Annotated in this window: 26 protein-coding genes, 1 tRNA gene and 2 pseudogenes; 12 read left to right on the top strand and 17 right to left on the bottom strand. The window is 62.9% G+C overall.

From position 1 onward, the window contains the following. Nucleotides 1-11: 11 nt before the first annotated feature. Nucleotides 12-1586, bottom strand: a complete 1575-nt coding sequence (gene ubiB / locus ACVWWD_RS03195) for a 2-polyprenylphenol 6-hydroxylase (RefSeq protein WP_352546685.1) — start codon at nucleotides 1584-1586, stop codon at nucleotides 12-14. Between the two features lie 70 nt (nucleotides 1587-1656). After that, nucleotides 1657-2433, bottom strand: a complete 777-nt coding sequence (gene ubiE / locus ACVWWD_RS03190; protein WP_352546686.1) for a bifunctional demethylmenaquinone methyltransferase/2-methoxy-6-polyprenyl-1,4-benzoquinol methylase UbiE — start codon at nucleotides 2431-2433, stop codon at nucleotides 1657-1659. Nucleotides 2434-2566: 133 nt separating this feature from the next. Between ubiE and ACVWWD_RS03185 the strand changes: the two genes are divergently transcribed. The 3 genes from ACVWWD_RS03185 (at nucleotide 2567) to ACVWWD_RS03175 (ending at nucleotide 5003) form a co-directional block, all read left to right on the top strand. Continuing rightward, nucleotides 2567-3541, top strand: a complete 975-nt coding sequence (locus tag ACVWWD_RS03185; protein ID WP_352546687.1) for an adenosine deaminase — start codon at nucleotides 2567-2569, stop codon at nucleotides 3539-3541. 148 nt (nucleotides 3542-3689) lie between these two features. Further along, complete coding sequence (gene upp, locus ACVWWD_RS03180) at nucleotides 3690-4319, top strand: uracil phosphoribosyltransferase (protein ID WP_015315749.1); 630 nt, start codon at nucleotides 3690-3692, stop codon at nucleotides 4317-4319. Nucleotides 4320-4439: 120 nt separating this feature from the next. After that, nucleotides 4440-5003: a TIGR02281 family clan AA aspartic protease gene (locus tag ACVWWD_RS03175; RefSeq protein ID WP_352546688.1), complete on the top strand. Its 564-nt coding sequence runs from the start codon at nucleotides 4440-4442 to the stop codon at nucleotides 5001-5003. A gap of 6 nt (nucleotides 5004-5009) precedes the next feature. On the opposite strand, the gene deoA is transcribed toward ACVWWD_RS03175, so the two are convergent. The 6 genes and pseudogenes from deoA to ACVWWD_RS03145 all read right to left on the bottom strand — a co-directional run bounded on the left by deoA (nucleotide 5010) and on the right by ACVWWD_RS03145 (nucleotide 11252). Next, entirely contained in the window at nucleotides 5010-6329 is a 1320-nt protein-coding gene (gene deoA / locus ACVWWD_RS03170) for a thymidine phosphorylase (protein WP_352546689.1), read from the bottom strand. Continuing rightward, nucleotides 6329-7138, bottom strand: a complete 810-nt coding sequence (locus ACVWWD_RS03165) for a purine-nucleoside phosphorylase (RefSeq protein WP_352546690.1) — start codon at nucleotides 7136-7138, stop codon at nucleotides 6329-6331. Before ACVWWD_RS03165 ends, deoA begins: the two co-directional genes overlap by 1 nt. A gap of 13 nt (nucleotides 7139-7151) precedes the next feature. After that, entirely contained in the window at nucleotides 7152-7544 is a 393-nt protein-coding gene (gene cdd, locus ACVWWD_RS03160) for a cytidine deaminase (protein ID WP_023770583.1), read from the bottom strand. Between the two features lie 65 nt (nucleotides 7545-7609). Continuing rightward, a pseudogene (locus ACVWWD_RS03155) lies at nucleotides 7610-8582 on the bottom strand (ABC transporter permease). Between the two features lies 1 nt (nucleotide 8583). After that, entirely contained in the window at nucleotides 8584-9723 is a 1140-nt protein-coding gene (locus ACVWWD_RS03150; RefSeq protein WP_352546691.1) for an ABC transporter permease, read from the bottom strand. After that, nucleotides 9720-11252: an ABC transporter ATP-binding protein gene (locus ACVWWD_RS03145; protein ID WP_457102904.1), complete on the bottom strand. Its 1533-nt coding sequence runs from the start codon at nucleotides 11250-11252 to the stop codon at nucleotides 9720-9722. The genes ACVWWD_RS03150 and ACVWWD_RS03145 overlap by 4 nt, the downstream gene beginning before the upstream one ends. A gap of 216 nt (nucleotides 11253-11468) precedes the next feature. On the opposite strand from ACVWWD_RS03145, the gene ACVWWD_RS03140 reads away from it, so the two are divergent. Both ACVWWD_RS03140 and ACVWWD_RS03135 read left to right on the top strand, forming a co-directional pair. After that, entirely contained in the window at nucleotides 11469-11675 is a 207-nt protein-coding gene (locus ACVWWD_RS03140) for a SlyX family protein (RefSeq protein ID WP_198026135.1), read from the top strand. Nucleotides 11676-11697: 22 nt separating this feature from the next. Beyond that, nucleotides 11698-12096 carry a hypothetical protein gene (locus ACVWWD_RS03135; RefSeq protein ID WP_352546693.1) on the top strand — a complete coding sequence of 133 codons (399 nt, stop codon included), beginning with the start codon at nucleotides 11698-11700 and terminating at the stop codon, nucleotides 12094-12096. Here ACVWWD_RS03135 and ACVWWD_RS03130 read toward each other — a convergent pair. The 4 genes and pseudogenes from ACVWWD_RS03130 to ACVWWD_RS03115 all read right to left on the bottom strand — a co-directional run bounded on the left by ACVWWD_RS03130 (nucleotide 12075) and on the right by ACVWWD_RS03115 (nucleotide 15045). Further along, nucleotides 12075-12551, bottom strand: a complete 477-nt coding sequence (locus tag ACVWWD_RS03130; protein ID WP_352546694.1) for a GNAT family N-acetyltransferase — start codon at nucleotides 12549-12551, stop codon at nucleotides 12075-12077. The genes ACVWWD_RS03135 and ACVWWD_RS03130 overlap by 22 nt on opposite strands. 100 nt (nucleotides 12552-12651) lie before the next feature. Further along, nucleotides 12652-13641, bottom strand: coding sequence for a BMP family lipoprotein (locus ACVWWD_RS03125; RefSeq protein WP_015315759.1), 990 nt, complete (start codon nucleotides 13639-13641; stop codon nucleotides 12652-12654). 245 nt (nucleotides 13642-13886) lie between these two features. Further along, nucleotides 13887-14211: pseudogene (locus tag ACVWWD_RS03120) on the bottom strand (hypothetical protein). Between the two features lie 132 nt (nucleotides 14212-14343). After that, complete coding sequence (locus ACVWWD_RS03115) at nucleotides 14344-15045, bottom strand: hypothetical protein (RefSeq protein WP_352546695.1); 702 nt, start codon at nucleotides 15043-15045, stop codon at nucleotides 14344-14346. Nucleotides 15046-15446: 401 nt separating this feature from the next. Between ACVWWD_RS03115 and ACVWWD_RS03110 the strand changes: the two genes are divergently transcribed. The 4 genes from ACVWWD_RS03110 (at nucleotide 15447) to ACVWWD_RS03095 (ending at nucleotide 16490) form a co-directional block, all read left to right on the top strand. Next, nucleotides 15447-15536, top strand: a tRNA-Ser gene (locus tag ACVWWD_RS03110). A 302-nt stretch (nucleotides 15537-15838) separates the two neighbouring features. Then, nucleotides 15839-16075 carry a hypothetical protein gene (locus tag ACVWWD_RS03105; protein WP_352546696.1) on the top strand — a complete coding sequence of 79 codons (237 nt, stop codon included), beginning with the start codon at nucleotides 15839-15841 and terminating at the stop codon, nucleotides 16073-16075. Further along, nucleotides 16072-16290, top strand: coding sequence for a hypothetical protein (locus ACVWWD_RS03100; protein WP_352546697.1), 219 nt, complete (start codon nucleotides 16072-16074; stop codon nucleotides 16288-16290). Before ACVWWD_RS03105 ends, ACVWWD_RS03100 begins: the two co-directional genes overlap by 4 nt. Continuing rightward, nucleotides 16287-16490 (top strand): hypothetical protein, encoded by a 204-nt coding sequence (locus ACVWWD_RS03095; protein ID WP_352546698.1) that lies wholly within the window; start codon nucleotides 16287-16289, stop codon nucleotides 16488-16490. The genes ACVWWD_RS03100 and ACVWWD_RS03095 overlap by 4 nt, the downstream gene beginning before the upstream one ends. Nucleotides 16491-16944: 454 nt before the next feature. On the opposite strand, the gene ACVWWD_RS03090 is transcribed toward ACVWWD_RS03095, so the two are convergent. The 3 genes from ACVWWD_RS03090 to ACVWWD_RS03080 form a co-directional block, all read right to left on the bottom strand. Beyond that, nucleotides 16945-17199 carry a DUF6894 family protein gene (locus tag ACVWWD_RS03090; RefSeq protein WP_352546699.1) on the bottom strand — a complete coding sequence of 85 codons (255 nt, stop codon included), beginning with the start codon at nucleotides 17197-17199 and terminating at the stop codon, nucleotides 16945-16947. Nucleotides 17200-17212: 13 nt separating this feature from the next. After that, on the bottom strand, nucleotides 17213-17416 hold the full coding sequence (locus ACVWWD_RS03085) for a hypothetical protein (protein WP_352546700.1): 204 nt from the start codon (nucleotides 17414-17416) through the stop codon (nucleotides 17213-17215). 254 nt (nucleotides 17417-17670) lie between these two features. Then, nucleotides 17671-17997, bottom strand: a complete 327-nt coding sequence (locus ACVWWD_RS03080) for a hypothetical protein (RefSeq protein WP_352546701.1) — start codon at nucleotides 17995-17997, stop codon at nucleotides 17671-17673. 75 nt (nucleotides 17998-18072) lie between these two features. Between ACVWWD_RS03080 and ACVWWD_RS03075 the strand changes: the two genes are divergently transcribed. Beyond that, on the top strand, nucleotides 18073-18336 hold the full coding sequence (locus ACVWWD_RS03075) for a hypothetical protein (RefSeq protein WP_457102903.1): 264 nt from the start codon (nucleotides 18073-18075) through the stop codon (nucleotides 18334-18336). Further along, nucleotides 18336-18845 (top strand): hypothetical protein, encoded by a 510-nt coding sequence (locus tag ACVWWD_RS03070; protein WP_352546703.1) that lies wholly within the window; start codon nucleotides 18336-18338, stop codon nucleotides 18843-18845. Before ACVWWD_RS03075 ends, ACVWWD_RS03070 begins: the two co-directional genes overlap by 1 nt. Before the next feature lie 373 nt (nucleotides 18846-19218). Here the strand turns inward: ACVWWD_RS03070 and ACVWWD_RS03065 are convergent, their stop codons facing one another. Together ACVWWD_RS03065 and ACVWWD_RS03060 are read right to left on the bottom strand one after the other, a co-directional pair. Beyond that, nucleotides 19219-19545, bottom strand: coding sequence for a hypothetical protein (locus ACVWWD_RS03065; protein ID WP_352546704.1), 327 nt, complete (start codon nucleotides 19543-19545; stop codon nucleotides 19219-19221). Further along, entirely contained in the window at nucleotides 19542-21116 is a 1575-nt protein-coding gene (locus tag ACVWWD_RS03060) for a hypothetical protein (protein ID WP_457102902.1), read from the bottom strand. The genes ACVWWD_RS03065 and ACVWWD_RS03060 overlap by 4 nt, the downstream gene beginning before the upstream one ends. Here ACVWWD_RS03060 and ACVWWD_RS03055 point away from each other — a divergent pair. Next, a complete protein-coding gene (locus ACVWWD_RS03055; protein ID WP_352546706.1) occupies nucleotides 21099-21689 on the top strand; it encodes a hypothetical protein in 591 nt (196 codons plus the stop codon). The genes ACVWWD_RS03060 and ACVWWD_RS03055 overlap by 18 nt on opposite strands. The last annotated feature ends 15 nt before the right edge of the window (nucleotides 21690-21704 follow it).

Below are 21704 nucleotides of genomic sequence, written 5' to 3'. Positions count from 1 at the left end.
CCAATACGGGCCTAGTGAAGCGTCCAGGCAATGTAGACCAGCGTCAGCGCGATCACCCATAAGGCGACACGGCCGGAACGGTTGTAGCGCGCTTCGGCCTTACCTATGGCTCGGGCGGTCGCCTCGTCGAAGCGCAGGCCGCGCTCGGCCATCAGGTCGATCTCTCGCGACAGCCGTTCCGTACGGGCCGCGAGTTCCGGCGCCTGGCGGATCAGCGCCAGCATCGCCTTGCCGCCGTCGCGCGCGTCGGCCAGCAAGCCGCGCGGCCCGAGGTTCCCGGCTATCCAGCCGCCGACCACCGGTTCGGCGGTCTTCCACATGTTGAAAGCCGGATCCAGCGTGCGCGCCACGCCCTCGACAACCACCATGGTCTTCTGCAACAGGATCAATTCCGGCCGTGTCGCCATGTCGAAGAGTTCGGTCACCTCGAACAGCAGCGTCAGAAGCTTGGCCATCGAAATGGTTTCGGCGGGCTGGCCGTGGATCGGCTCGCCGATGGCACGGATCGCCTGGGCGAAGGCAGAGACATTGTGCTGGCGCGGGACATAGCCGGCCTCGAAATGCACCTCGGCGACGCGCAGATAGTCGCGTGTAATGAAGCCGTAGAGGATCTCGGCGAGGAAGCGGCGCTCCTTCTTGCCGAGGCGCCCGGCAATGCCGAGATCGACGGCGACGATGGTGCCGTTCGCCTCGACGAACAGATTGCCCGGATGCATGTCGGCGTGGAAGAAGCCGTCGCGCAGCGTATGGCGCAGGAAAGACTGGATGAGGTTGGCGGCGATTGCCTTAAGGTCATGGCCGGCGCTTTGCAGGCCGGCGATGTCGTTCATCTTGACGCCGTCCACCCATTCCATGGTCAGCACGTCGCGGCCGGTGCGTTCCCAGTCCACCGAAGGGACGCGGAAGCCAGGGTCTTCCCTGGTGCTTTGGCCAAGTTCCGAGAGCGCGGCCGCCTCGAGGCGCAGGTCCATCTCGATCCTGGTGGTCTGCGCCAGCGTCTCGGTCACCTCGACCGGCCTCAGCCGACGCGACGACGGTATGTATTTCTCCTGCAGGCGGGCGGCGAGGAAATAGCTTTCGAGGTCCTGAAAGAAGCGGCGTCGCACGCCCGGCCGGATGACCTTGACCGCTACCTTCCTGACGACACCACCATCGACGGTTTCAGCGGCATGGACCTGAGCGATGGAAGCCGCGGCGACCGGGTCGCCGAATTGCTTGTAAAGATCGCCGAGTTTGCGTCCGAGCGAGGCTTCGATCGCGGCGACCGCTTCGGCCGTCGGGAAGGTGTGCATCTTGTCCTGCAGCATGGCGAGATCGAGCGCCATGTCGTTGCCGACGACATCGGGCCGCGTGGCCAGGAACTGACCAAGCTTGACGTAGGATGGGCCGAGCCGGACCACCGCCTTGGCCAGCCGATCACTGCGCTGATAGGCGAGCGCGCGGCGGCGGGTGAACAGCCGAGCCAGCCGCCAGCCGAATTTCGGCAGGCCGGACAGTTCCTCGCCGGGCAAGGCGGCAACGACGCCCTCGCGCACCAGCACCCAACCGGCCCGTACGAGCCGGAACCCCGCGCTGACGGTGCTCATGGCCGCATCCGCCCTACCGGTTCATCGAACTGGCGCAAGGCTCGTCGCGTGAGGAAGATCGGCGACGGCTTCAAAGCTTCCAGCCCGAATGCAGGGCCGCTATGCCGCCGGAATAGTTGCGGAAGGAAACGCGGCCGAAGCCGGCCCGAGAAATCATCGCCGCGAAGTTTTGCTGATTGGGGAATTTCGCGATCGATTCGACCAGATAGGAATAGGGCTCGCCGTCCCCGGTGACCAACTTGCCGATCCTGGGGATGGCATTGAACGACCAGGCTTCGTAGACCTTGTCGAGCAGCGGCATCTCGACCTCCGAGAACTCCAGGCACAGGAGACGACCCCCGGGCTTCAGCACGCGGAACGCCTCGCCCAGGGCCACGTCGATATGCGGGACATTGCGAATGCCGAAGGCGATGGTGTAGGCGTCGAAGTTGGCGTCAGGGAAGGGCAGTTCCTCGGCGTTGGCCTCGACGAAATCGGTGTTGGCGGACAAACCCTTCTTCTCGGCCCTGTCGCGGCCGACGGCGAGCATCGAGCCGTTGATGTCGAGCACGGTGGCATGGGCATGCCCATGGCTGGCATCGACGATGCGGAAAGCGATGTCGCCGGTACCGCCGGCAACATCGAGCACGCGCCAGCCCGCGAGCTTGGGCGGATTGAGCCAGGCGACCATGGCATCCTTCCACAGCCGGTGCAGGCCGGCAGACATCAGGTCGTTCATCAGGTCGTAGCGGTTGGCGACCTTGTGGAAAACATCGTTGACCAGGGATTGCTTCTCGCCTTCCCCTACACGCTTGAAACCATAGGAGGTTTCCATGCCGCCGGCGGCCGTGGTTCTCTCAACTGACATTTTTTTGATCCGTCATAAAACCGGCGGGACCATAGCCGATCGATGATGCGGGCGCTATTGTTTAAGGCGCGGTGTTCAGCCGCGCTTCCAGGTGGTGGGTTTCAAGACCTGGACTGACCGACGGGATGATTGAATGCCTCTGAAAGCGGAACTGCACTGCCACATCGAAGGGGCAGCGGCGCCCGATCTCGTCATCCGCCAGGCGCAGAAATACGACAAGGACACCTCGCCTTATATCCAGAACGGTTCCTTCGTCTGGCACGATTTCACCTCCTTTCTCGCAGCCTATGATTTCTCCGCCGACCTGTTCCGGACCGAGGAGGATTATGCGCGGCTGGCCGACCACTATCTGACCAGCCTGGCCCGCGATGGCGCCATCTACTCCGAGGTGTTCACCTCGCCGGACCACGCGGCGAAAGCCGGGCTGTCACCCAAGGCCTACACCGATGCGCTCGGCGAAGGCATGCTGCGCGCCAAGGCAAAAACCGGCATCGAGGGGCGCATGATCGTCACCGGCGTGCGCCATGTCGGTGTCGAGTCGATCGAGCGTGCGGCACGCTTCGCGGCGCGTTGCGGCCACCCGCTGGTCACCGGGTTCGGCGTCGCCGGCGATGAGCGCGTGGGCGAGATGGAGGACTATGTCAGGGCTTTCGAGATCGCGCGCGAGGCCGGGCTCGGCATCACCGTCCATGCCGGCGAACTGACGGGCTGGGAAACCGTCCAAGCGGCACTCGACCATATCCGCCCGTCGCGCATCGGCCATGGCGTGCGCGCCATCGAAAACACCGACCTTGTCCGGCGTATCGCCGACGAGGGTGTCGTGCTGGAATGCTGCCCCGGCTCCAATATCGCGCTCAAGGTGTTCGACAGTTTCGCCGATCATCCCTTTCCCGCCCTGCAGGCGGCCGGCTGCAAGGTGACACTCAACTCCGACGACCCGCCCTATTTCTGGACCTCGCTGAAGCGCGAATACGATATCGCCGCCGAACATTTCTCGATGAGCGAAAAGGCGCTTGCCGCTGTCACCAGAACAGCCATCGAAGCCGCCTTCGTCGACAGGAAGACCAAGACAGCGCTTCTCGCCCGGCTGAACGGCGCGACACGCTGATTTCTTCCGACAAAGCTGTGGTCGGTGCGGGCCAAGCGGTTCCTTGGCCGGTCCATTGTCGCTAGGGTTCGCCCAAGCAGCTTGAAGCGCGGCATATCCGAAAGGATCCATGCGCGCGGTCTCGGGCGACACGCATCAGGAGAACATCATGAAGGGCGTCACCGTCGTCGATCATCCGCTTGTCCAGCACAAGCTGACCATCATGCGCAAGAAGGAAACCTCGACGGCCGGCTTCCGGCGGTTGCTGCGTGAGATATCGCTGCTGCTCGGCTATGAGGTCACCCGCAACCTCGAACTGACAACGACAACCATCGAAACGCCTATGGAGACGATGGAGGCTCCGACGCTGGAGGGCAAGAAGCTGGTCTTCGCCTCGGTGCTGCGCGCCGGCAACGGCTTGCTCGAAGGTTTGCTCGACTTGGTGCCGGCGGCCCGCGTCGCCCATGTCGGCCTCTACCGCGATCACGAAACGCTGGAGGCCGTCGAGTATTTCTTCAAGGCGCCGAGCGACCTCGCCGATCGGCTGGTCATCGTCGTCGACCCGATGCTGGCGACAGCCAATTCGGCGATCGCGGCGATCGACAAGTTGAAAGAGCGCGGCGCCACCAACATCCGCTTCCTGTGCCTGCTGGCGGCGCCCGAAGGCATCGAGCGCTTTACCAAGGCGCATCCGGATGTTCCGGTCTTTACCGCGTCCATCGACCGCCAGCTCAACGAGAAGGGCTACATCATGCCCGGCCTTGGCGATGCCGGCGACCGCATGTACGGGACGAAGTAACACCGAACAATGTGCTTGGTGTTTTTTACCAGGCGTTTACGCAAAGACGGGGTTCCGGCGCGCCTTAAAGCGGCAAACACCATCCGGCGCTAATGATCAGCTCTTCACAAAGGCCGATCCATGCTGCGCAAGCTTCTCATTCTCAGCGTCTTTGCCGGTGCGTCGGCATCGATCCCGGTCGTTTACCAGTCGAATCCGCGAATATTCGAAAACCTGCTGAAATCGGCGGTGACGGCCAAGCCAGCGGGCGAGACGCAACCGGATGTCAGCCTGGCTTCCGTTCCCGACAAGCCGGTAGCGCCGCTGCCGACCGGCCGGAAGGTCGTGGTCGCGGCGGACGGGCGCGGACACTTCTCGTCGACCTTCAAGCTCAACGGCCGTCAAGTCGACGGCATGATCGACACCGGTGCGACGCTGGTCGCGGTCAATATGTCGACGGCACGTCGGATCGGACTGTCGCTCAATCCCTCCGATTTCAGCCACGAGGTCAACACCGCCAACGGCACCATCAAGGCAGCCGTGGTGACGATCGATCGCCTGCAGATCGGCAGCATCAGCGTCGAGGGTGTGCAGGCGATCGTGCTCGACGACAGGGCACTGCGCACCAACCTGATCGGCATGAGCTTCCTCAACAGGCTCGGCAAATACCAGGCTGAGAACGGCACATTGCTTCTGGTTCAGTAGGTCCACTCAGCCACGCGGCAGAATCCGCCGGATGACCGACTTGTCGGCGGCCGGCTTCGAAGCACCGATCGCATAGGCTGAGAGCACGGTCGCGGCTGCCGTCTCGGCATCGGACGGTGAGCGGGCGTGGATCAGCGCCAGGGCATCTCCGACGTGTACTTCCGCGCCTATGGGCAGCAGCCTGGTGATGCCGACCGAGGAGTCGATCTTGTCGTCGGGCCGGGTGCGGCCACCGCCTAGGCCGACGACCGCAAGACCGATGTCGCGGGTGGCGATGCCAGTGACGAAACCCTCTGACGTCGCCTTCACCGCGATTTCCGTTTCTGCTTCCGACAGATATTTCTCCGGCTTCTCGATGAAATCAATGGGGCCGCCAAGCACCGTCACCATGCGCGCGAAGGTGGCGGCGGCGCGGCCGCTGGCGAGCGTCTCGGTGGCGCGGCGCATGCCGTCCTGGTTCGACGATACCAGTCCCGCCGACTGCAGCATTTCGGCGGCCAGCGCCAGCGTCACCTCCTCCAGCCGCCGGTCGCGCAGGCGGCCGGTCAGGAAATCGACGGCATTGCGCACCTCGACGGCATTGCCGGCGGCGGAGGCAAGCGGTTCGTTCATGCCGGTGATCAGCGCCGAGACTTTCAGTCCGGCGCCGCTGGCAACCTCGACGAGGCTATTGGCAAGCGCGGTCGCATCCCGGGACTTCTCCATGAACGCGCCATTGCCGACCTTGACGTCGAGCACCAGAGATTGCAGACCCGCCGCGAGCTTCTTCGACAGGATCGATGCGGTGATCAGCGGCACGGACTCCACGGTTCCGGTCACGTCGCGGATGGCGTAGAGCCGGCGATCGGCAGGGGCCAGGTCGGCGGTCTGGCCGATGATGGCGCAGCCGGTTTCCAGCACGGCTTTGCGGAACAGCGCGATGTCGGGTTGGCTGATGTAGCCGGGGATGGCATCCATCTTGTCCAGCGTGCCGCCGGTATGGCCGAGGCCGCGGCCCGAGATCATCGGCACATAGGCACCGCAGGCGGCAACGATCGGCGCCAGCATCAGCGAGACATTGTCGCCGACACCGCCCGTGGAATGTTTGTCGGTGACAGGGCCTGGCAAATCCGACCAGTCGAGCACGTCGCCGGAATCGCGCATGGCCAGCGTCATCGCCACCGCCTCGTCGCGGTTCATGCCGTTGAAGAACACCGCCATGGCGAAGGCCGCGACCTGGCCGTCGGTTACGGTACCAGACGTCACGCCGTCGATGAAGGCGGCGATCTCGTGAGGCGCCAGCCTGTGGCCGTCGCGCTTGTGACGGATAATTTCCTGTGGAAGCATCAGCTCTCCAGCAGCCCGTCACGGAACACGCGCTGCAGCACCGTTGCCAGCCGCGATCCGCCGACCGGCGCCATGTCCTTGGTTTCCTGGTGCGAAAGCTCGGCTCCGGTCATGCCGGCGGCCAAATTGGTGATGACCGAGCAGGCGGCGACGCGCAGGCCGAGGAAACGCGCGAGAATGACTTCCGGCACGGTCGACATGCCGACGGCGTTGGCGCCCATGATGCGCGCCATGCGGATTTCGGCCGGTGTCTCGAAACAGGGGCCCGAGAACCACATGTAGACGCCCTTGTGCAGCGCTGTGCCGGTCGCCTTCGCCGCGCCTTCGATCGCGTCGCGGATGCCGGCATCATAAGCTTCGGTCAGGCCGACGAAACGGCGGTCGCTGGGCTCGCCGATCAGCGGGTTGGTGCCGGAGAAGTTGATATGATCGGTGAGCAGCATCACCGAACCCGGCGGCATATCCGGATCGACCGAGCCGGCTGCGTTGGTGAGGATCAGTTTCGTGACGCCGATGCCGGCGAGCACCTCCAGCACCGGTCGCATTGCCGCGGCGTCCCCATGCTCATAGTAGTGGGCACGGCCGGACAGCATGAGCACCGGAACGCCGGCAAACAGCCCGGCGACCACTTGGCCGGCGTGGCCGCTGACACCGCTCCTGGGAAAGCCGGGCAGGTCGGCATAGGAGACGCGAATCGGATTCTCGATCCGGTCGACCAAGCCGCCCAAGCCGGAACCCAACACCAGCGCGGTCGACGGCGCCAGGCCGTCCAGCCTTTCGATAAGGTGGTCGACCGTTTTTTGCGTCATAACAGCCAGCTCTTCATTTCAAGATGTCGCCGCGGAAGCCATAGGGCAGCATGTCGCCCATCGTGACCGTTTCTGCGACGCCTGTAGCATCGCAGAGATAGAGCTTCGTTTCCGGGCGGCAGAATTCGGCCAGCCGCTGGCGGCAGCCGCCGCAAGGCGAGCATTTGGCCATGCGTTCGGCAAGGACGGCGATTTCAACGATCTTGCCGCCGCCGCCCATGATGTAATGGCCAAGCGCGGTGGTCTCGGCGCACCAGCCTTCCGGATAAGAGGCGACCTCGATATTGGCGCCGGTGAAGACGCGTCCGTCCTCGGTGCGTAGGGCGGCGCCCACCGGGAACTTGGAATAGGGCGCATAGGCCTTGGCCATGGCAGCCTTGGCCGCTTCGAACAGATCATGCGACATTCAGGTGTTCTCTCCGACGATCATGTCCAACACCCGGCGCTTCGTCCGCGCCGAACTGTCGAGCGTTAGCGTTCCTTGACATAGGGCACGCCGCCGGCGCGCGGCGGGATGGCCTTGCCGATGAAGCCGGCAAGCAGGATGACGGTGAGGATATAGGGCAGGGCCTGCATGAACTGCACCGACACCTTGCCGACAATGGGCAGCGGTGTTCCCTGCAGGCGGATCGACGCCGCGTCGAGGAAGCCGAACAGCAGGCAGGCGAACATGGCGTTGACCGGCTTCCATTTGGCGAAGATCAGCGCGGCCAGCGCGATGTAGCCCTTGCCCGCCGTCATGTCCTTCACGAAGCCGCCATTCTGCACCATCGAAAGATAGGCCCCTGCGAATCCGGTCAGGATGCCCGTGCAGATCAGCGCGCGATAGCGCAGCCAGGCGACCGAGATGCCGGCGGTGTCGACCGCGGCCGGATTCTCGCCGACCGCGCGCAGCCTGAGCCCAAAGCGCGTGCGAAACAGCACCCACCAGGTGAACGGCACCATCGCAAAGGCGAAATAGACGAGGATCGAATGGCCGGAGATCAGTTCGGCATAGATCGGACCGATGATCGGCACGCCCCTGATTGCATCGGCGCCGGGCCAGATGATCGCCTCGAAATCGTTCGCCCGGTTGTAGCGCCGGCGTGCGGCCACCCTGCTGGAACCATGCCTGGCCAAGAATGATGGTCGATCCGGCGGCGACGAAGTTGATCGCAACGCCCGAAACGATCTGGTTGCCGCGATGGGTGATCGAGGCAAAGCCGTGCACCAAAGCGAAGGCGACGGAGATCAGGATCGCCATGCCGAGGCCGATAAGCGCGGAATGGAACACCGAAGCCGCGGCAGCACCCGCGAAGGCGCCGACCAGCATCTTGCCTTCGAGGCCGATGTCGAAAATTCCGGCCCGCTCCGAATAGAGGCCGGCGAGGCAGGCAAGCAGCAGCGGCACCGACAAGCGGATGGTAGAGTCCAGCACCTGGATGACCGCGTTGAAGATATCCATCTCAGGCGCCCTTCCCGTTGACGGCCTGCATGCCCACCGACTTCGGGCTGAACGAGGCGAACAGAGCCTGGATATAGGGCCGGAACATATGCTCCAGCGCGCCGGCGAAGAGGATGACCAATCCTTGAATGATGACGATCATGTCGCGGCTGATTGCCGGCATCTCGAAGGCGAGTTCGGCGCCGCCCTGGTAAAGCATGCCGAACAGGATCGCCGCCAGCACGATGCCGACCGGATGCAGGCGGCCCATCAGCGCCACGGCGATACCGACGAACCCGGCGCCCGAAACGAAGTCGATCGCGACATTGTGCTGGTCGCCCATCACCGGGTTGAGCGCCATCATGCCGGCCAGAGCGCCCGAAATCATCATCGCAGTGATGATGATGCGGGTTTCCGAAATGCCGGCATAGCGGGCCGCTTTCGGGCTGTGGCCATAGGTGCGCATCTCGTAGCCGAGCTTGGTGCGCCAGATCAGCAGCCACACCAGGAAAGCCATCACCAGCGCCAGCAGGAAGCAGATGTTGAGCGGGGCCGATCGGATCTTGGCGCCGAACAATTCGATGATCCAGTTGAGTTTCGGCAACTCCGCGCCGGCGAGGAAGTTGCGCGTCTGCGGCGCCTGCGACCCTGCCGGCTTCAGCGGACCGACCAGCAGGTAGACCATGATCGAGGCGGCGATGAAGTTGAACATGATCGTCGTGATGACGATGTGCGAGCCGCGCTTGGCCTGCAGGTAGGCGGGGATCAACGCCCACAATGCGCCCACGAGTGCGGAGGCCACGATCGCCAGCGGAAAAGTCAGCCACCAGGGCAGTGTGCTGTCGAGGGGAAGGCAGACGATGGCGATGCCGAGGCCGGCGATGTAGGCCTGTCCCTCGGTGCCGATGTTGAACAGTCCGCAATGCGCCGCCACAGCCACCGAAAGCCCGGTGAATATGAACGTCGTGGCATAGAAGAGGGTAAAGGCGATGCCTGTGCCCTTGCCGAAGGCGCCTTCGACCAGGATGACGGCGGCGCGGAATGGGTTTTCGCCGACCAGCATGACGACGAAGCCAGCGACGATGAAGGCGACCGACAGGTTGATCAGCGGGATCAGCCCGTAGTCGGCCCAGGCAGGCAATTTGGCGTAAGGCGTGCTCATTGCGCCGCCTCCTGATGCTCGACACCGGCCATCAGCAGGCCGAGCTCGCCTTCGGTCGCGTCGGGGCCGCGCTCGCCGACGACCCTTCCGGCAAACATCACCAGAATGCGGTCGGAAAGCGAGCGGATCTCGTCTAGCTCGACCGAGACCACCAGCACCGCCTTGCCCTGGTCGCGCATGGCGATCAGGCGCTTGTGGATGAACTCGATGGCGCCGACGTCGACGCCCCGCGTCGGCTGTCCGACGATCAGCACGCCGGGGTCCTGTTCGATTTCACGCGCGAGCACGATCTTCTGCTGGTTGCCGCCGGAAAAATTGGCCGTCTTCAGGCGCGGATTGCCGGGACGAATGTCGTATTTCTCGATCTTGTCCCTGGCGTCGGCCATGATTGCATCGATGTTGAGGAACGGTCCTCTGAGGTAACGGGGATCGTCGTGGTAGCCGAGGATGGAATTCTCGTTCTCCTCGAAGGCCAGCACCAGCCCGACATGGTGGCGGTCTTCCGGTACGTGGGCGAGGCCACGGTCGCGCAATTCGCCGGGATCGGCCTTGCCGGTGAGATCGATCGGCTTGCCGTCGAGCATCACGGAACCGGAAACGGCGTGCCTGATGCCGGAAATCGCCTCAAGCAACTCGGATTGCCCGTTGCCGGCGACGCCGGCGATGCCGACGATCTCGCCGGCTCTGATATCGAAGGAGACGTCGTCGACCATGGTGACGCCGCGCGAATCCCTGACCGTCAGGTTCTTGACCGCGAGCTTGACGGCACCGGCCTCGGCCTCGCCCTTTTCGACCCTCAAGAGGACACGCCGCCCGACCATCAGTTCGGCCAGTTCCTCGACCGTGGTTTTCCTGGTCTCCCGGGTCGCCACCATCGTGCCCTGACGCATCACCGACACGGTGTCGGTGATGGCCATGATCTCGCGCAGCTTGTGGGTGATCAGCATCACCGTCTTTCCCTGTTCCTTCAACTGCCTGAGGATGCGGAACAGGTGGTCGGCCTCGGCCGGCGTCAAAACGCCCGTCGGCTCGTCGAGGATCAGGATTTCGGCACCGCGATAAAGCGCCTTCAGGATTTCCACGCGCTGCTGCAGGCCGACCGGCAGTTCTTCGATGATGGCATCGGGATCGACTTCCAGCCCGTATTCTCGCTCAAGCCGGTCCAACTCGGAGCGCGCTTTGGCAATGCTGCTCTTCAGCAGCGCATCGGTTTCGGCGCCGAGGATGATGTTCTCCAGCACCGAGAAATTGTCGACCAGCATGAAATGCTGGTGCACCATGCCGATGCCGAGCGCGATCGCGTCGTTGGGTGTCTTGATCGATGCCGGCTTGCCGCCGACGCGGATCTCGCCGCTGTCGGCCTGGTAGAAGCCATAGAGGATCGACATCAGCGTCGACTTGCCGGCGCCGTTTTCGCCGACGATGCCATGGATGGTGCCGCGCGCGATCTCCAGATTGATGTCGCGGTTGGCGCGCACCGCGCCGAAACTCTTGTTGATGCCGATCAGTTCGATTGCGGCTTGCGCCATGCAGCCTGTCCCACTCTTATTTTTTTATCGCTTGGTCAAAACGCCTAGCATGGCGCTCCGCTTATGCCAATTGTCCGGAGCAGCATCCACTCTCGACAAATCCCCGCACGCTTGTCAATTTCGAACGTGGCCGAAGCTCTCACATTCGCTACTATGACGAGGTCGATTTGACGTTGCGGCGCAAGGTGTCGCGGTACAAACTGGGGACTTTGCATGATCATGCCCGCCGACCGGCTGACGACGCTGGAAATCCGCGCCGCCGAGCAGGAGAAGACCATCGAGGAACTGTCGGGCCAGATCGCCGAGCAGTGGAAGGTGATCGAACGCATGCAGCGCAAGCTCGATGCGCTGACCGACCGCTTCCTGGCGCTTGAAGAGCAGTCGGCACAGGATGTGCCGGTGACCAAGCCGCCACACTGGTGAGGAGAGGGGGAGGGCACGGATCATGGCTGGTGAGAGCGATCGTATCGCAAGGGCCGGCGACTATGTGCTGGGCCTGATGAACGATGCCGACCGCGAGCGGGCCGAGCGCGATCTCGAGATCGACCCTGCGTTCCGCGACGCGGTGGTGCAGCTGGCCGAACGCATGCGTGTCTTCGATCGGGCCCAACAACCAGCCGGCGTCAATCATTGGGAACTGGTTACGCAGCGCCTCGCCGAAATGCCGCAGATGCGAGGCGTTGGCCTGGGCGGCAACGATGCCAAGTGGCCGACAGTAATCCGAAGCCCGTCCCGACAGCCGTACGGCGTCGGCGTGCATTCGCTCGGCGGTAGGCATGGACTTGTCGTCATGGCCGGGCTGATTGCGGCCTTCGCGCTCGGCTATCTCCTGGGCACATTGTGATCGAGCCGGCGCGACATCAGCATCATCGTTTCGCCATCCTGCTCGCACACCTCGATCGCGTCCCAGCCGAGCGCCGCGTAGAAATCGCGCGCCTGCCAGGTGTAGAGGTAGAGCGTCTCGACCCCGGCTGATGCCGCATGCGCTTCGATCGCCTTGACCAGCGCGGTGCCGGTTCCCTTGCCCCGATGGTCGGCATCGACGACAAGCCCGGCCAGCCACGGTGTCAGATCATGCGCCGGTTCCAGTTCATGGCGGACCAGCAGGCAGGTGCCTACCGGCATTTCGTTCACACGGGCAACCAGAGCCTTTTCAAGACCGTCGCTGGTCAGCAGGTTGCGCAGCCCTGCGGCTTCCTCTTCCAGCGTCCTTCCCGTCCCCTCGAAGAAGGCGGCAATCCGCAGTCGCGCCACGACTTCGATGTCATGCCCGTTCATGGGTTCGATCGTCGGCTGCATTTCTCGCTCCATGCCATCCGCGAGTTTCGTTCGATCGGCAAAGCAAAACCGCCGGGCTTTCGCCCAGCGGTTGCGGATCATGGCCGTATGGCGCCGCGGATCAATAGGGGCAGGCGTTGTCGGCTGTGTAGTCGTGCACCTTGACCGTGCCGGCGATGATGTCGGCCTTGGCTTTTTCGACGGCCGCCTTCATTTCGTCGGTCACCAGTGCCTTGTTGTTGTCGTCCATGGCGTAGTCGACGCCGCCTTCCTTGAGGCCCAGATTCTCGACGCCACCCTTGAAGGTGCCGTTCTTGCCATCCATGAAGGCGGTATAGACGGCAACGTCCACGCGCTTCAGCATCGAGGTCAGCACCTTGCCGGGCTGCAGTCCGTTCTGGTTGGAATCGACGCCGATGCCGAGCTTGCCGGCATCCGCCGCCGCCTGCAGCACACCGACGCCGGTGCCGCCGGCGGCCGCGTAAACCACGTCGGCTCCCTGGTCGATCTGCGTCTTGGCGATCTCGCCACCCTTGGCTGGATCGTTCCACGCCGCCGGCGTATCGCCAGTCATGTTCTGGATGACGTCGGTCGCGCCAGCGGACTTGGCGCCGCCGACATAGCCGCATTCGAACTTGCGGATCAGCGGGATGTCCATGCCGCCGACGAAGGCAACCTTCTTCGACTTCGACGCCATCGCGGCCATGATGCCGACGAGATAGGAGCCTTCATTCTCCTTGAACACCAGCGAGCGGACATTGGGCAGGTCGACCGCATCGTCGATGATGGCGAAGTTGAGGTCCGGGTATTCGGCCGCGACCTTCTTCAGCGCATCCTCCCAGGCAAAGCCGGCCATGACGATCGGGTTGTGGCCGTCCTCGGCGAAGCGGCGCAGCGCCTGCTCGCGCTGCGAGGCGTTGGATACTTCGAACTCGACATAGGCGACGCCGGTCTCGGTCTTGAACTTTTCGGCGCCATGGTAGGCAGCCTCGTTGAAGGATTTGTCGAACTTGCCGCCCAGATCATAGAGGATGGCCGGCTGGACATCCGCGGCGAATGCCGGAAGAACCATTGCGGTTGCGGCCAGGAGGCCGAGAACGATACGTTTCATGTGATCCACACCCTGTCGGTTATTTTTTCCGTTACACACCGCCTGCCTGCCCGGTTCTCCGGCAAGCAAACGACGTTAGCCAGGAGTGCATTCCCCTCCCGCTCCCGGGCAATCTGGCACGGCCCGAAACAAAATTCACGCGGAATTTTGACCTTTTGGAAAAGCGTACCATGGGCAAGCCCCGCCGCGATCCGATCTTGCGTGCAAGCTTTCAACAGCCGGCCGGAATGGTGCGGGAGATGGGTTCAGTTGGTGGCGAACTGTCCCGTGCGCCGCTGCCGCCGATAACCGATGGCGTACAGCAGGAAGGCCAGCACCGCGAAGACGGCAAAGCCCGGCTGGTTGAGCCCCCAGGCGATGACTGTGTCCCACAGCAGCGGACCGGCCTTGGCGCGGACGAAGGTTTCGAAGGCGGCCCGCGTGTCCGGCGAGACGGCCAGCCAACTGGCGTTGAGCGGGGTCAGCACAAGGGCCGAAGCCGCCACCGTGCGCGTCGTGTCGAGCACCGCCATGATGACGGAAACCGACAGCGCGACCATGGCCGCAAGACGAAAAGACGAAGCGAAACATCAAGGCTCTCCCCCGGTTCACCCTGGACGCTGACCAGAAGACCACCGGCACATATCCGAAACAGACATAGAATGCGTGCGGTTCGGCTGCAATCGCGATACGCGAATTTGAAGGCCGGCGCTTTCTGAGCCCCTATGCGACCGGCTGGCGCCTGGGGCGGTGAACGAGCCAGACGGCAAGAATGCCTCCGGCAATGGCGCCGACCACCAGCCCGGCCAGTCCGATGAAGGCGGCAAAGTAGCCGCAGCCGCCCTCGAAGCAGCTGACCTCGGCGACATCGGCGATCACCGAGCCAGCCAGGAAACCGCCAACGGCGCCGATGACCGCGCCCAGGACGATGCCGAGCAAGGCAGCCACGATGGAAACGAAGACCGACGGCGCTTCGGCGCGCGGCCTAGCATAGACGCCCTCGGCGCCGGAGCCACGGCGCAGCAGATAGATGCAGAGCAGGCCGATGGCGATTTCGGCGCCGCCGATAAGCAGGCTCCTGGCGGAAAAGACGAAATCGGGCACGGCGAGCACATAGGCCTGCCTGGCCAGCACCCAGGCGATGGTCGCCACCTGCCAGATGATGAACTGGCGCGGGAAGCGCGCCGAGCGGCCAAAGGCAAGGCCGAGCAAATAAAGCCCCCACAGGATGGTGATGATGTCGACGGCAAGCCCGCCAAGGAGGAAATAGAAGATCCTGTCCGGCAGGCCGGAATTGCCGGTCAGCCACCAGGCGGAGGCCAGGCCGTAGACCGACCATGCCATGACGAAGATGAGCCAGCCCGCCGGCACGTAGGACAGCCCGCTGTCCGGCCGCCCGGTTGGCGCCTGCCCACTAACCGGCATGCCACCGCCCGGTTGTTCACTGCCTGATGTCATGCCCAGACGATGCCCCCCGCAAAGCCTCCGTTCCACTCGACAGGTGGCCCGCGACGAAGTCAAGCGCGCCCGGCCTTGCGGGCTCGCCTGTGCACATTATTCGGGGCGTCGGCACCTTGAACCGGATGCCGCGGCGGCCTCACGAAGCGTTGTGTGGCCGGCAAAGCGAATAGACTGTCGTTATGGCTTGGCATTCGGCGCGGGATCGACTAGATGAGCCCCGCGCCTGTTGCTTTGACGGCTCAGGTGCCGGGAGAGGTGTCCGCTGGTTGGCGGCACCCATAGCGGAAATCGCTACCGCTCCCTGAAGGGACCGCATTGTCCCCAACCCGCGCGGCGAAACCGGCCGTCGCGAAAAATGCAAGGACGGAGAGGTGGCCGAGTGGTTGAAGGCGCACGCCTGGAAAGTGTGTTTACGGGAGACCGTAACGCGGGTTCGAATCCCGCTCTCTCCGCCAGATTTCTCTCATAATAGATTGATTTCGCTGACTATTCGTACAAGCCTTTTGCCTCCTTCCCAATGCGTTCCCAAAGGAAACTGCAACCGAAGGAGACTTGGATTATGCACCGATTTTTCCAGACCCAGAGCCCGATCACCGGGAGATTTTCCCGCCGCGCCCTGCTTAGTGCCTTCGCTTCGGTCCCCGTCATAGGAGCCGCTACAGCCGCGGCGGGATCGCTTTCCGTGCTTCCCGCTACCGAAACACCGGAACACATCTCGGAGCGCGTCAGGCGCCTTGCAAGGGAGCTCTCGGCCGCAATGGTCGATTGGAACGCTGACATCGGCGGCGCCTGGAAAGCGCATGTCTACGCGGCGGGCACCAGAGCGCACCCGATCGAGTTCCAAAACTTGGATGAACGGGACGACCTCCCTCAGCGGCATGCGGAGAAGTTGGCGGCATCAATGAGAGCCATGCACGGCGGCGAATGGCGGGTCACCGTCGACCATGAGCATGGGTTCGCCCTGATCGTTGAGGATAGGAGCCGGGCATCATGACGATCACCCTGCCAGAGAGAGACATCGCCGCGATCGACCAAATGGACGCCGGCATGGATCTGTTGCGCACCGCTTGGCTGGCGCTACACACCCGCGACCTGCTCGACGACACGATGACCGACGCAATCGCGAACACGCTGAACGACGCGATCAACACCCTGCGGCTAGTCAGAGAGGCCGTGAATAAGGCGCATCACGGCGAGCGCGCGTCATGAAAGACAGGATCCGCCACTACATGGAGAGCGCCGAGCGTCTGGAGCTAATCATCCCGACAGTCGACATGGCGAACGGGGATATGATCCTGGTGTTCAAGACAGAGGACGCCAGCGGCGGGCGCTCGCTCCGCATGTCGCCAGAGATGGGCGCGGAGTTCCGCACCTATTTTTCCGAGATGATCCGCCAAAAGGCGAACTGAAAACCGCCAACGTTGGCGCATTTGGCCCGCTGCCGATGGTGGCGGGCTTTTCAGTGGCGGGCGTCGAGTTCATCGCCGAGAATGGTGGCGCCGCCGGGGTGAGGCTGCGGAAGGCGTAGGCGACGGGTGTCTGTGGGGGGCAAGCAGGTGCGCTCGCCGGGCGAGGAACCCCAATTCCCCAAACTCGCCCGACGAGCCTACTACCTGATCAGAATTACGCGATCAGACCGGTATCGCCGGCGAACTGGTAGCATGCAAAATGAATGCCAGCACCCCGCAGTCCCGAAATGGCACAGTTGGCCAGATTCACCCACGCTCGAACGTCGGCTTCCAACCCGGTTTCGTGTTCGCTGGATGCCCGCAAGGGATGACCGCGAAGAAGAGTTCCCGGTCGATGGGACGTTAGCGCCTGACTTGGCGGCAAGCCGATCCAGCAGCTTGCGGGATTCCTCGATTATGCGGCGCGTCTAGCAGACCGGTTGCGTACCAGTTCGAAAGTGAGTTTTACCACAAACAGCGGTTCGCTCGTACCGGCATGCACATGCAAGGCGACCTCTCGGAAAGTGCCGTCCGGCATCCGCCCCCGTGCTATTTCAAGCAGCGCCTTCGATGCCTCGTCTTCAGCGGATTCCAGACTCGGAAGGTCGGTTCCTTCTGTGTCCAGGTAGGCGGTTCCGTTGTCGGTTAAATCGAAATAATACAGTTCCATGACTCTACGAACCTTAAAACGCCGCCTCTGTATCCGCATCTAATGTGCGGCTCCGGGTGAGTTGCTCGGTTGCTCGCTGTAGAAGCTGGCGCGCCTCTTCAAGGATGCGGCGGCTGCCATCAATCGTAAGCCGCGCTTCATCGATAACAACTCTGGTGCGAGCAATGTTTTGTCGAGTGCTGGCGATGAGAATTTTCGAGTTATCGAGTTCGTTCATGGCAAATGCTCCCATGGCGAAAGCGAAACGTACCCCTTGTGAAAATAGCTCGCAAGCCTGCGTATAAATCGTACAAATCAGGCAAATCGGCCTTGCGACCCGCCCTGAAGGCAAAGCCCGTCGCTCGCAGGGGTACGGGGGGGAGCGACGGGCCTTTTGTCGGTTGCCTGTAAAGATGCGGTTCTTGAGCCGCATGGTTACGGTGATCTCAAATGGTTAACAGGACGTTAACGCGCGCCTCGCACAGCGCTGTCCTACGCCACCGAAGCGCCCAGCGCGTCGTGGCGCGTCCCTGTGGCCGCCTGCCACCGCAGCCAAGCCTGCTCGGCCCCCTGCCTATAGCCGGCCGGCATCGGCTGCCAATCGGCCGGCGGCAGTCGCATGCACCACTTGGGATCGCGGAAGCCCCAGTGCTCCAAGCCGACCACTTCGGACCCGTCAAACCAGACCGTCACATTGAGCTTTGGAAAATGCAGGATCTTAGCCTGCCACCAGGTGCGCTCGATCAGGACGTCGCCGTTACCCTCGGCCCACTTCGACCAGCCCCGGCCAGGGCGTTGGGTAAGCTCGCTGTCTCGCATTTGCTGCTCCAAGGATTCGACAACGACCGGATAAATACCGCATCATCGACAACTTGGGCATCGGGGGGCTTATCCATGACAGGATTTCCAGAGGGACATGATCGCCTTTGCGCGATCGAATGGCTGGTCCAGAGGTTGGCCGTCGAGCACTGCTTGCGCACGCCTGACCCGGTTGCCGCCGCCGAAAAGCTGAAGGCCGACGCCGAAGAATATGGAATGCTGGTGATGACCAGCTCCATCAATACCGGTGTCACCGATCAGGGTGTTACAGGAGTGGAGATCAGCGCGGCGCTCTCGATGTTGGTCGAACACATTCCAGATGACGTTCGAGCGGCCTGATGATGTCTCGCGCCGACGACTTCCACTTGCTCTGCACGGTCGCTGGCTTCGGGTCCAACTGGTACAGCCTCGCAGGCCTTTTGCTCGATATCGCGGGTTTCTTCACCTTGTGGCTATCTGCCGAGCACAAATTGACCCTCTCCGAAACGGCTGAAACACACCGGAGGCTCGCTATAGCGACAGGGGATAGGGCAGACCAAATCGAATGGCAGGCCGGTCGCAAGATGGCTGAACTTCAGAGCAAAGCGCCACGTGTAAGTCAGATCCGCCAACAGAGGGACATCGAGAATTTTCAGCGATCGTTCGAACGGGCTAGCGCCGAGTTGCATAGGGAATCAGGTCGAGCCCGAGATAGCTTACGCCGCTCGGCCGGCCTAGCTGCCCAGCGCGGCGATGAACTATCGATCTTGGGACTCAATGTTGAACGGCGAGCGTTGAATCTATCGGCCATGCTGATCTTGGCAGGTTTTGTTCTGCAGGTCGCCGGCAGCTTTCCAGGATGCCAATAGCATCTTCGTCTTCCATCTTCATTTCCTCCATTCAGAACGGCCACGCCATCGCCAGCACGACGCCGCAAGCGATCGAGAAGGTCAGCCAGGCGATCATCGTTCGACTCCCCTCTGATTTTCTGGTTTCCTTCCGCTTGGGCAGGGAGGCGGAGCCATGGTTGAGCAAGAGAAATGGTATCTGACGGTCACTTGCCTGAATCCTGGTTGCCAGAAACCGATCCCGATTGAGATAGAGCCGTCGGTCGAGGGCGAGCAGCCACTTTGGGCGGATATTCCCACCAAATTGTCCATCCGCTGCCCGTATTGCGGCATAACGGGGGAGTATCATCCACGACAAGTTCGACGTGGGAAGGCACTTCCAACGCAGTAATTTTCATGCCTGGCCCCCTGCCGGCCCGTATGCAACCTGGATGAGCTCGGCCGCCGTCATCATCGCCAGCGCGTACTCATTGCCGAAGGCCTGCCAGTAGTTGAACGGGATCGCGACCTTGACGGTCGAGCCGTCTTCCATGTCCATGATGATGCCGACCCATTCGCCTTTCGGCGCCGGGCCGAAGTGCAGGCCGACAACATGCCGGCTTTTGAAGTCGCCGAACCGCTCCTGAAACGTCGCCTGGTGAGCACGTACAGTAGGGTCGTGCTGATCACCGGGCTTCGGGATAGTGGCCGGATCGAAGTCGGGAAAATCGAAGTCGCTCATCGGCGGCCTGGCTTTCTGCCGGTGGACACCAGCCCAGCCCTGATTGCATATCGCTGCAAGTCCATCACCGAGTCTTTTTGGCCGATCAGGTCGATAACCCTGTCCTCATTGATGCCGTAGTTAAGCTTGACGTGCACTGTGTCGCCGCCGCCGATTTTCGCGCCGGCCGTCGCTAGGGCGCCAACCGATCCGCCCACGGCAAAGCGGGGGATCGCCATCGAGCGGCCGAGATCGTTGACGAAGCCCCCCATGTTGAAGCCGCGCAGACTGTTGATCGAGGGGATGATGCCGTTGTTCAACATGTGGAAGAAATCCACGCCAAGGCGTTTCACGATCGATGCTTGCACAACGAATTCGCCGTTGCTCAACCGCGCCAAAATGCTGTCGGTTTGCGGGCCACCGGGACCGCGTACAGAGCCGCCAGCCGCGAAGCCACCATGGGAGCCGCCGCCGTCGGACGACGACGAGGAACCGGCCGCTTGAGCTCGCAAGGCCGATGCCGCGGCCGCTGCCGCTTGCAGCGATGCCAGGATGCTTGCGATCGCCGACTGGATTTGACCGGCCAAACTGGTGACGATGCTGCTGAGGTTGGCAAAGCCGCCCTGCAGCAATGAAGTCAATCCGCTCAGGATGGTGCCGAACTGGCCGGGCAGCACCGCGAAAGGCGCAGCGATCGCCTCCGCAGCGGCCTGTGCTGCACCAGCGTCGAGGCTGCCCAGCGAGCTATTGAAGCCCGCAGCGGCCGCCTGTGCCGCCGGCGCAATCGTGCCGATCGAGTTTGTGATGTCGCTGCTGACGCCATCCACGGCCTTGCTGGTGTCGTCGACGCTGCCCTTCAGGCCGTCGAGAGCCTGCTTGCCCTGATCAGCACGATGGGCGACGCCATCGACGACGTCAAAAACCTCTTTTGACAGCTGGCCGCCTGGACCGCCGCCGCGGAATACTGTGATCTGATGGTCGAGGTTTTCGACCTTGCCGGCAGTCGTGTCGGCAGCGGCGCCGAGATTCTTGACGCCGGCCGCTCCGGCTTCGGCCGTGGTGCGCAGATCCTGAATGTTGCCGACGACTTTCCCGTCGATCGCGTCGTGCACGTCTTTCAGCTGACGTGCGCTTTTCGCCAGATCGATCTGAGCGCGCACCAGCGCCTCGGTCTGTGTCTCGATGTCGGCACCGAGCGGAGCGTTGAATTCGCCGCCAGCCTTCATCGCATCCAGGACATCCTGCATTTGTTTGACACGCGCTTCTGAGGCCAATTGTGCGGCATCGGCCGCAGCGAGATTGGTCTGCGCAAGTTGCTTCAGCGCCTCCTCGGCGCCGGGCACGCCGGCCTTGACGGCATCGACGGCGGCCTTCAGCTGCTCCAGCGCCGTTCTGTGGGCATCGGTCGAGTTGATCCAACCTTGCTGTTTGGCCTTCTCTCGGTCCCAGACCGCGACCAGGCCCTCGGCGGCCAGCGCGAGACCCAGAATGATCCTGCCTGCCGGCGTTGAAATCAGAGCGGCACTGAGAACGGAAATCGCATTGACGGCCAAGCCGATGGCGGTGCGCAACAGTTGGAAGCCGCCGATCATGCGCAAGATCGCTGCACCGATCAGCACTTCACCGGTGGTCAGGTTGGTTCCGAAAATGCCGTTGACCGCCTTGATGGTCAGGTCCGCAGCCGCGCGCAGTTTCGCCATCGCCGGGATGACGACATTGCCGGCGACATGGGCGAAGTCCTCCCCGAAGCCCTTGATCGCGTCACGCCACGCAATCAGCCATTTATTATCGGTGACCGCGGCATCCCGGCCGGCAAGCGTGGCGAAGAAATCCTTCACGAAAACGGTCCCGACCTGGACGCCATTCCTGACAAAATCAAGGATGGCCGCCCGGTTGCGCTGGACTATGTCCCTGAATGCATTGGCACCGGCAGTAAACGCGGGAGCAAAGAGCAGACCGATCTGGCGAAGCACGCCGCCGGTGGTTTTTTTCAGCTCGTTCAGCGAAGTGTTGAACGCTTCGGCCGCCTTGATCTGATCGTCGGAAAAGACGATGCCGAGATCGGCCGCCCGGTCCTCAAATTCTTTGATGCCGGCGGCGCCTTCGTTCAGGAACGGGATCAACTGCGCCCCAGCCTCGCCGAAGAGCTTCAGTGCAATAGCTGATTTGCGAGCCCCGTC

The sequence above is a fragment of the Mesorhizobium sp. URHB0026 genome, from assembly GCF_054059755.1.
The sequence above is the reverse complement of the archived record's forward strand: the minus strand, read 5'-3'. Positions and strand labels throughout refer to the sequence as shown.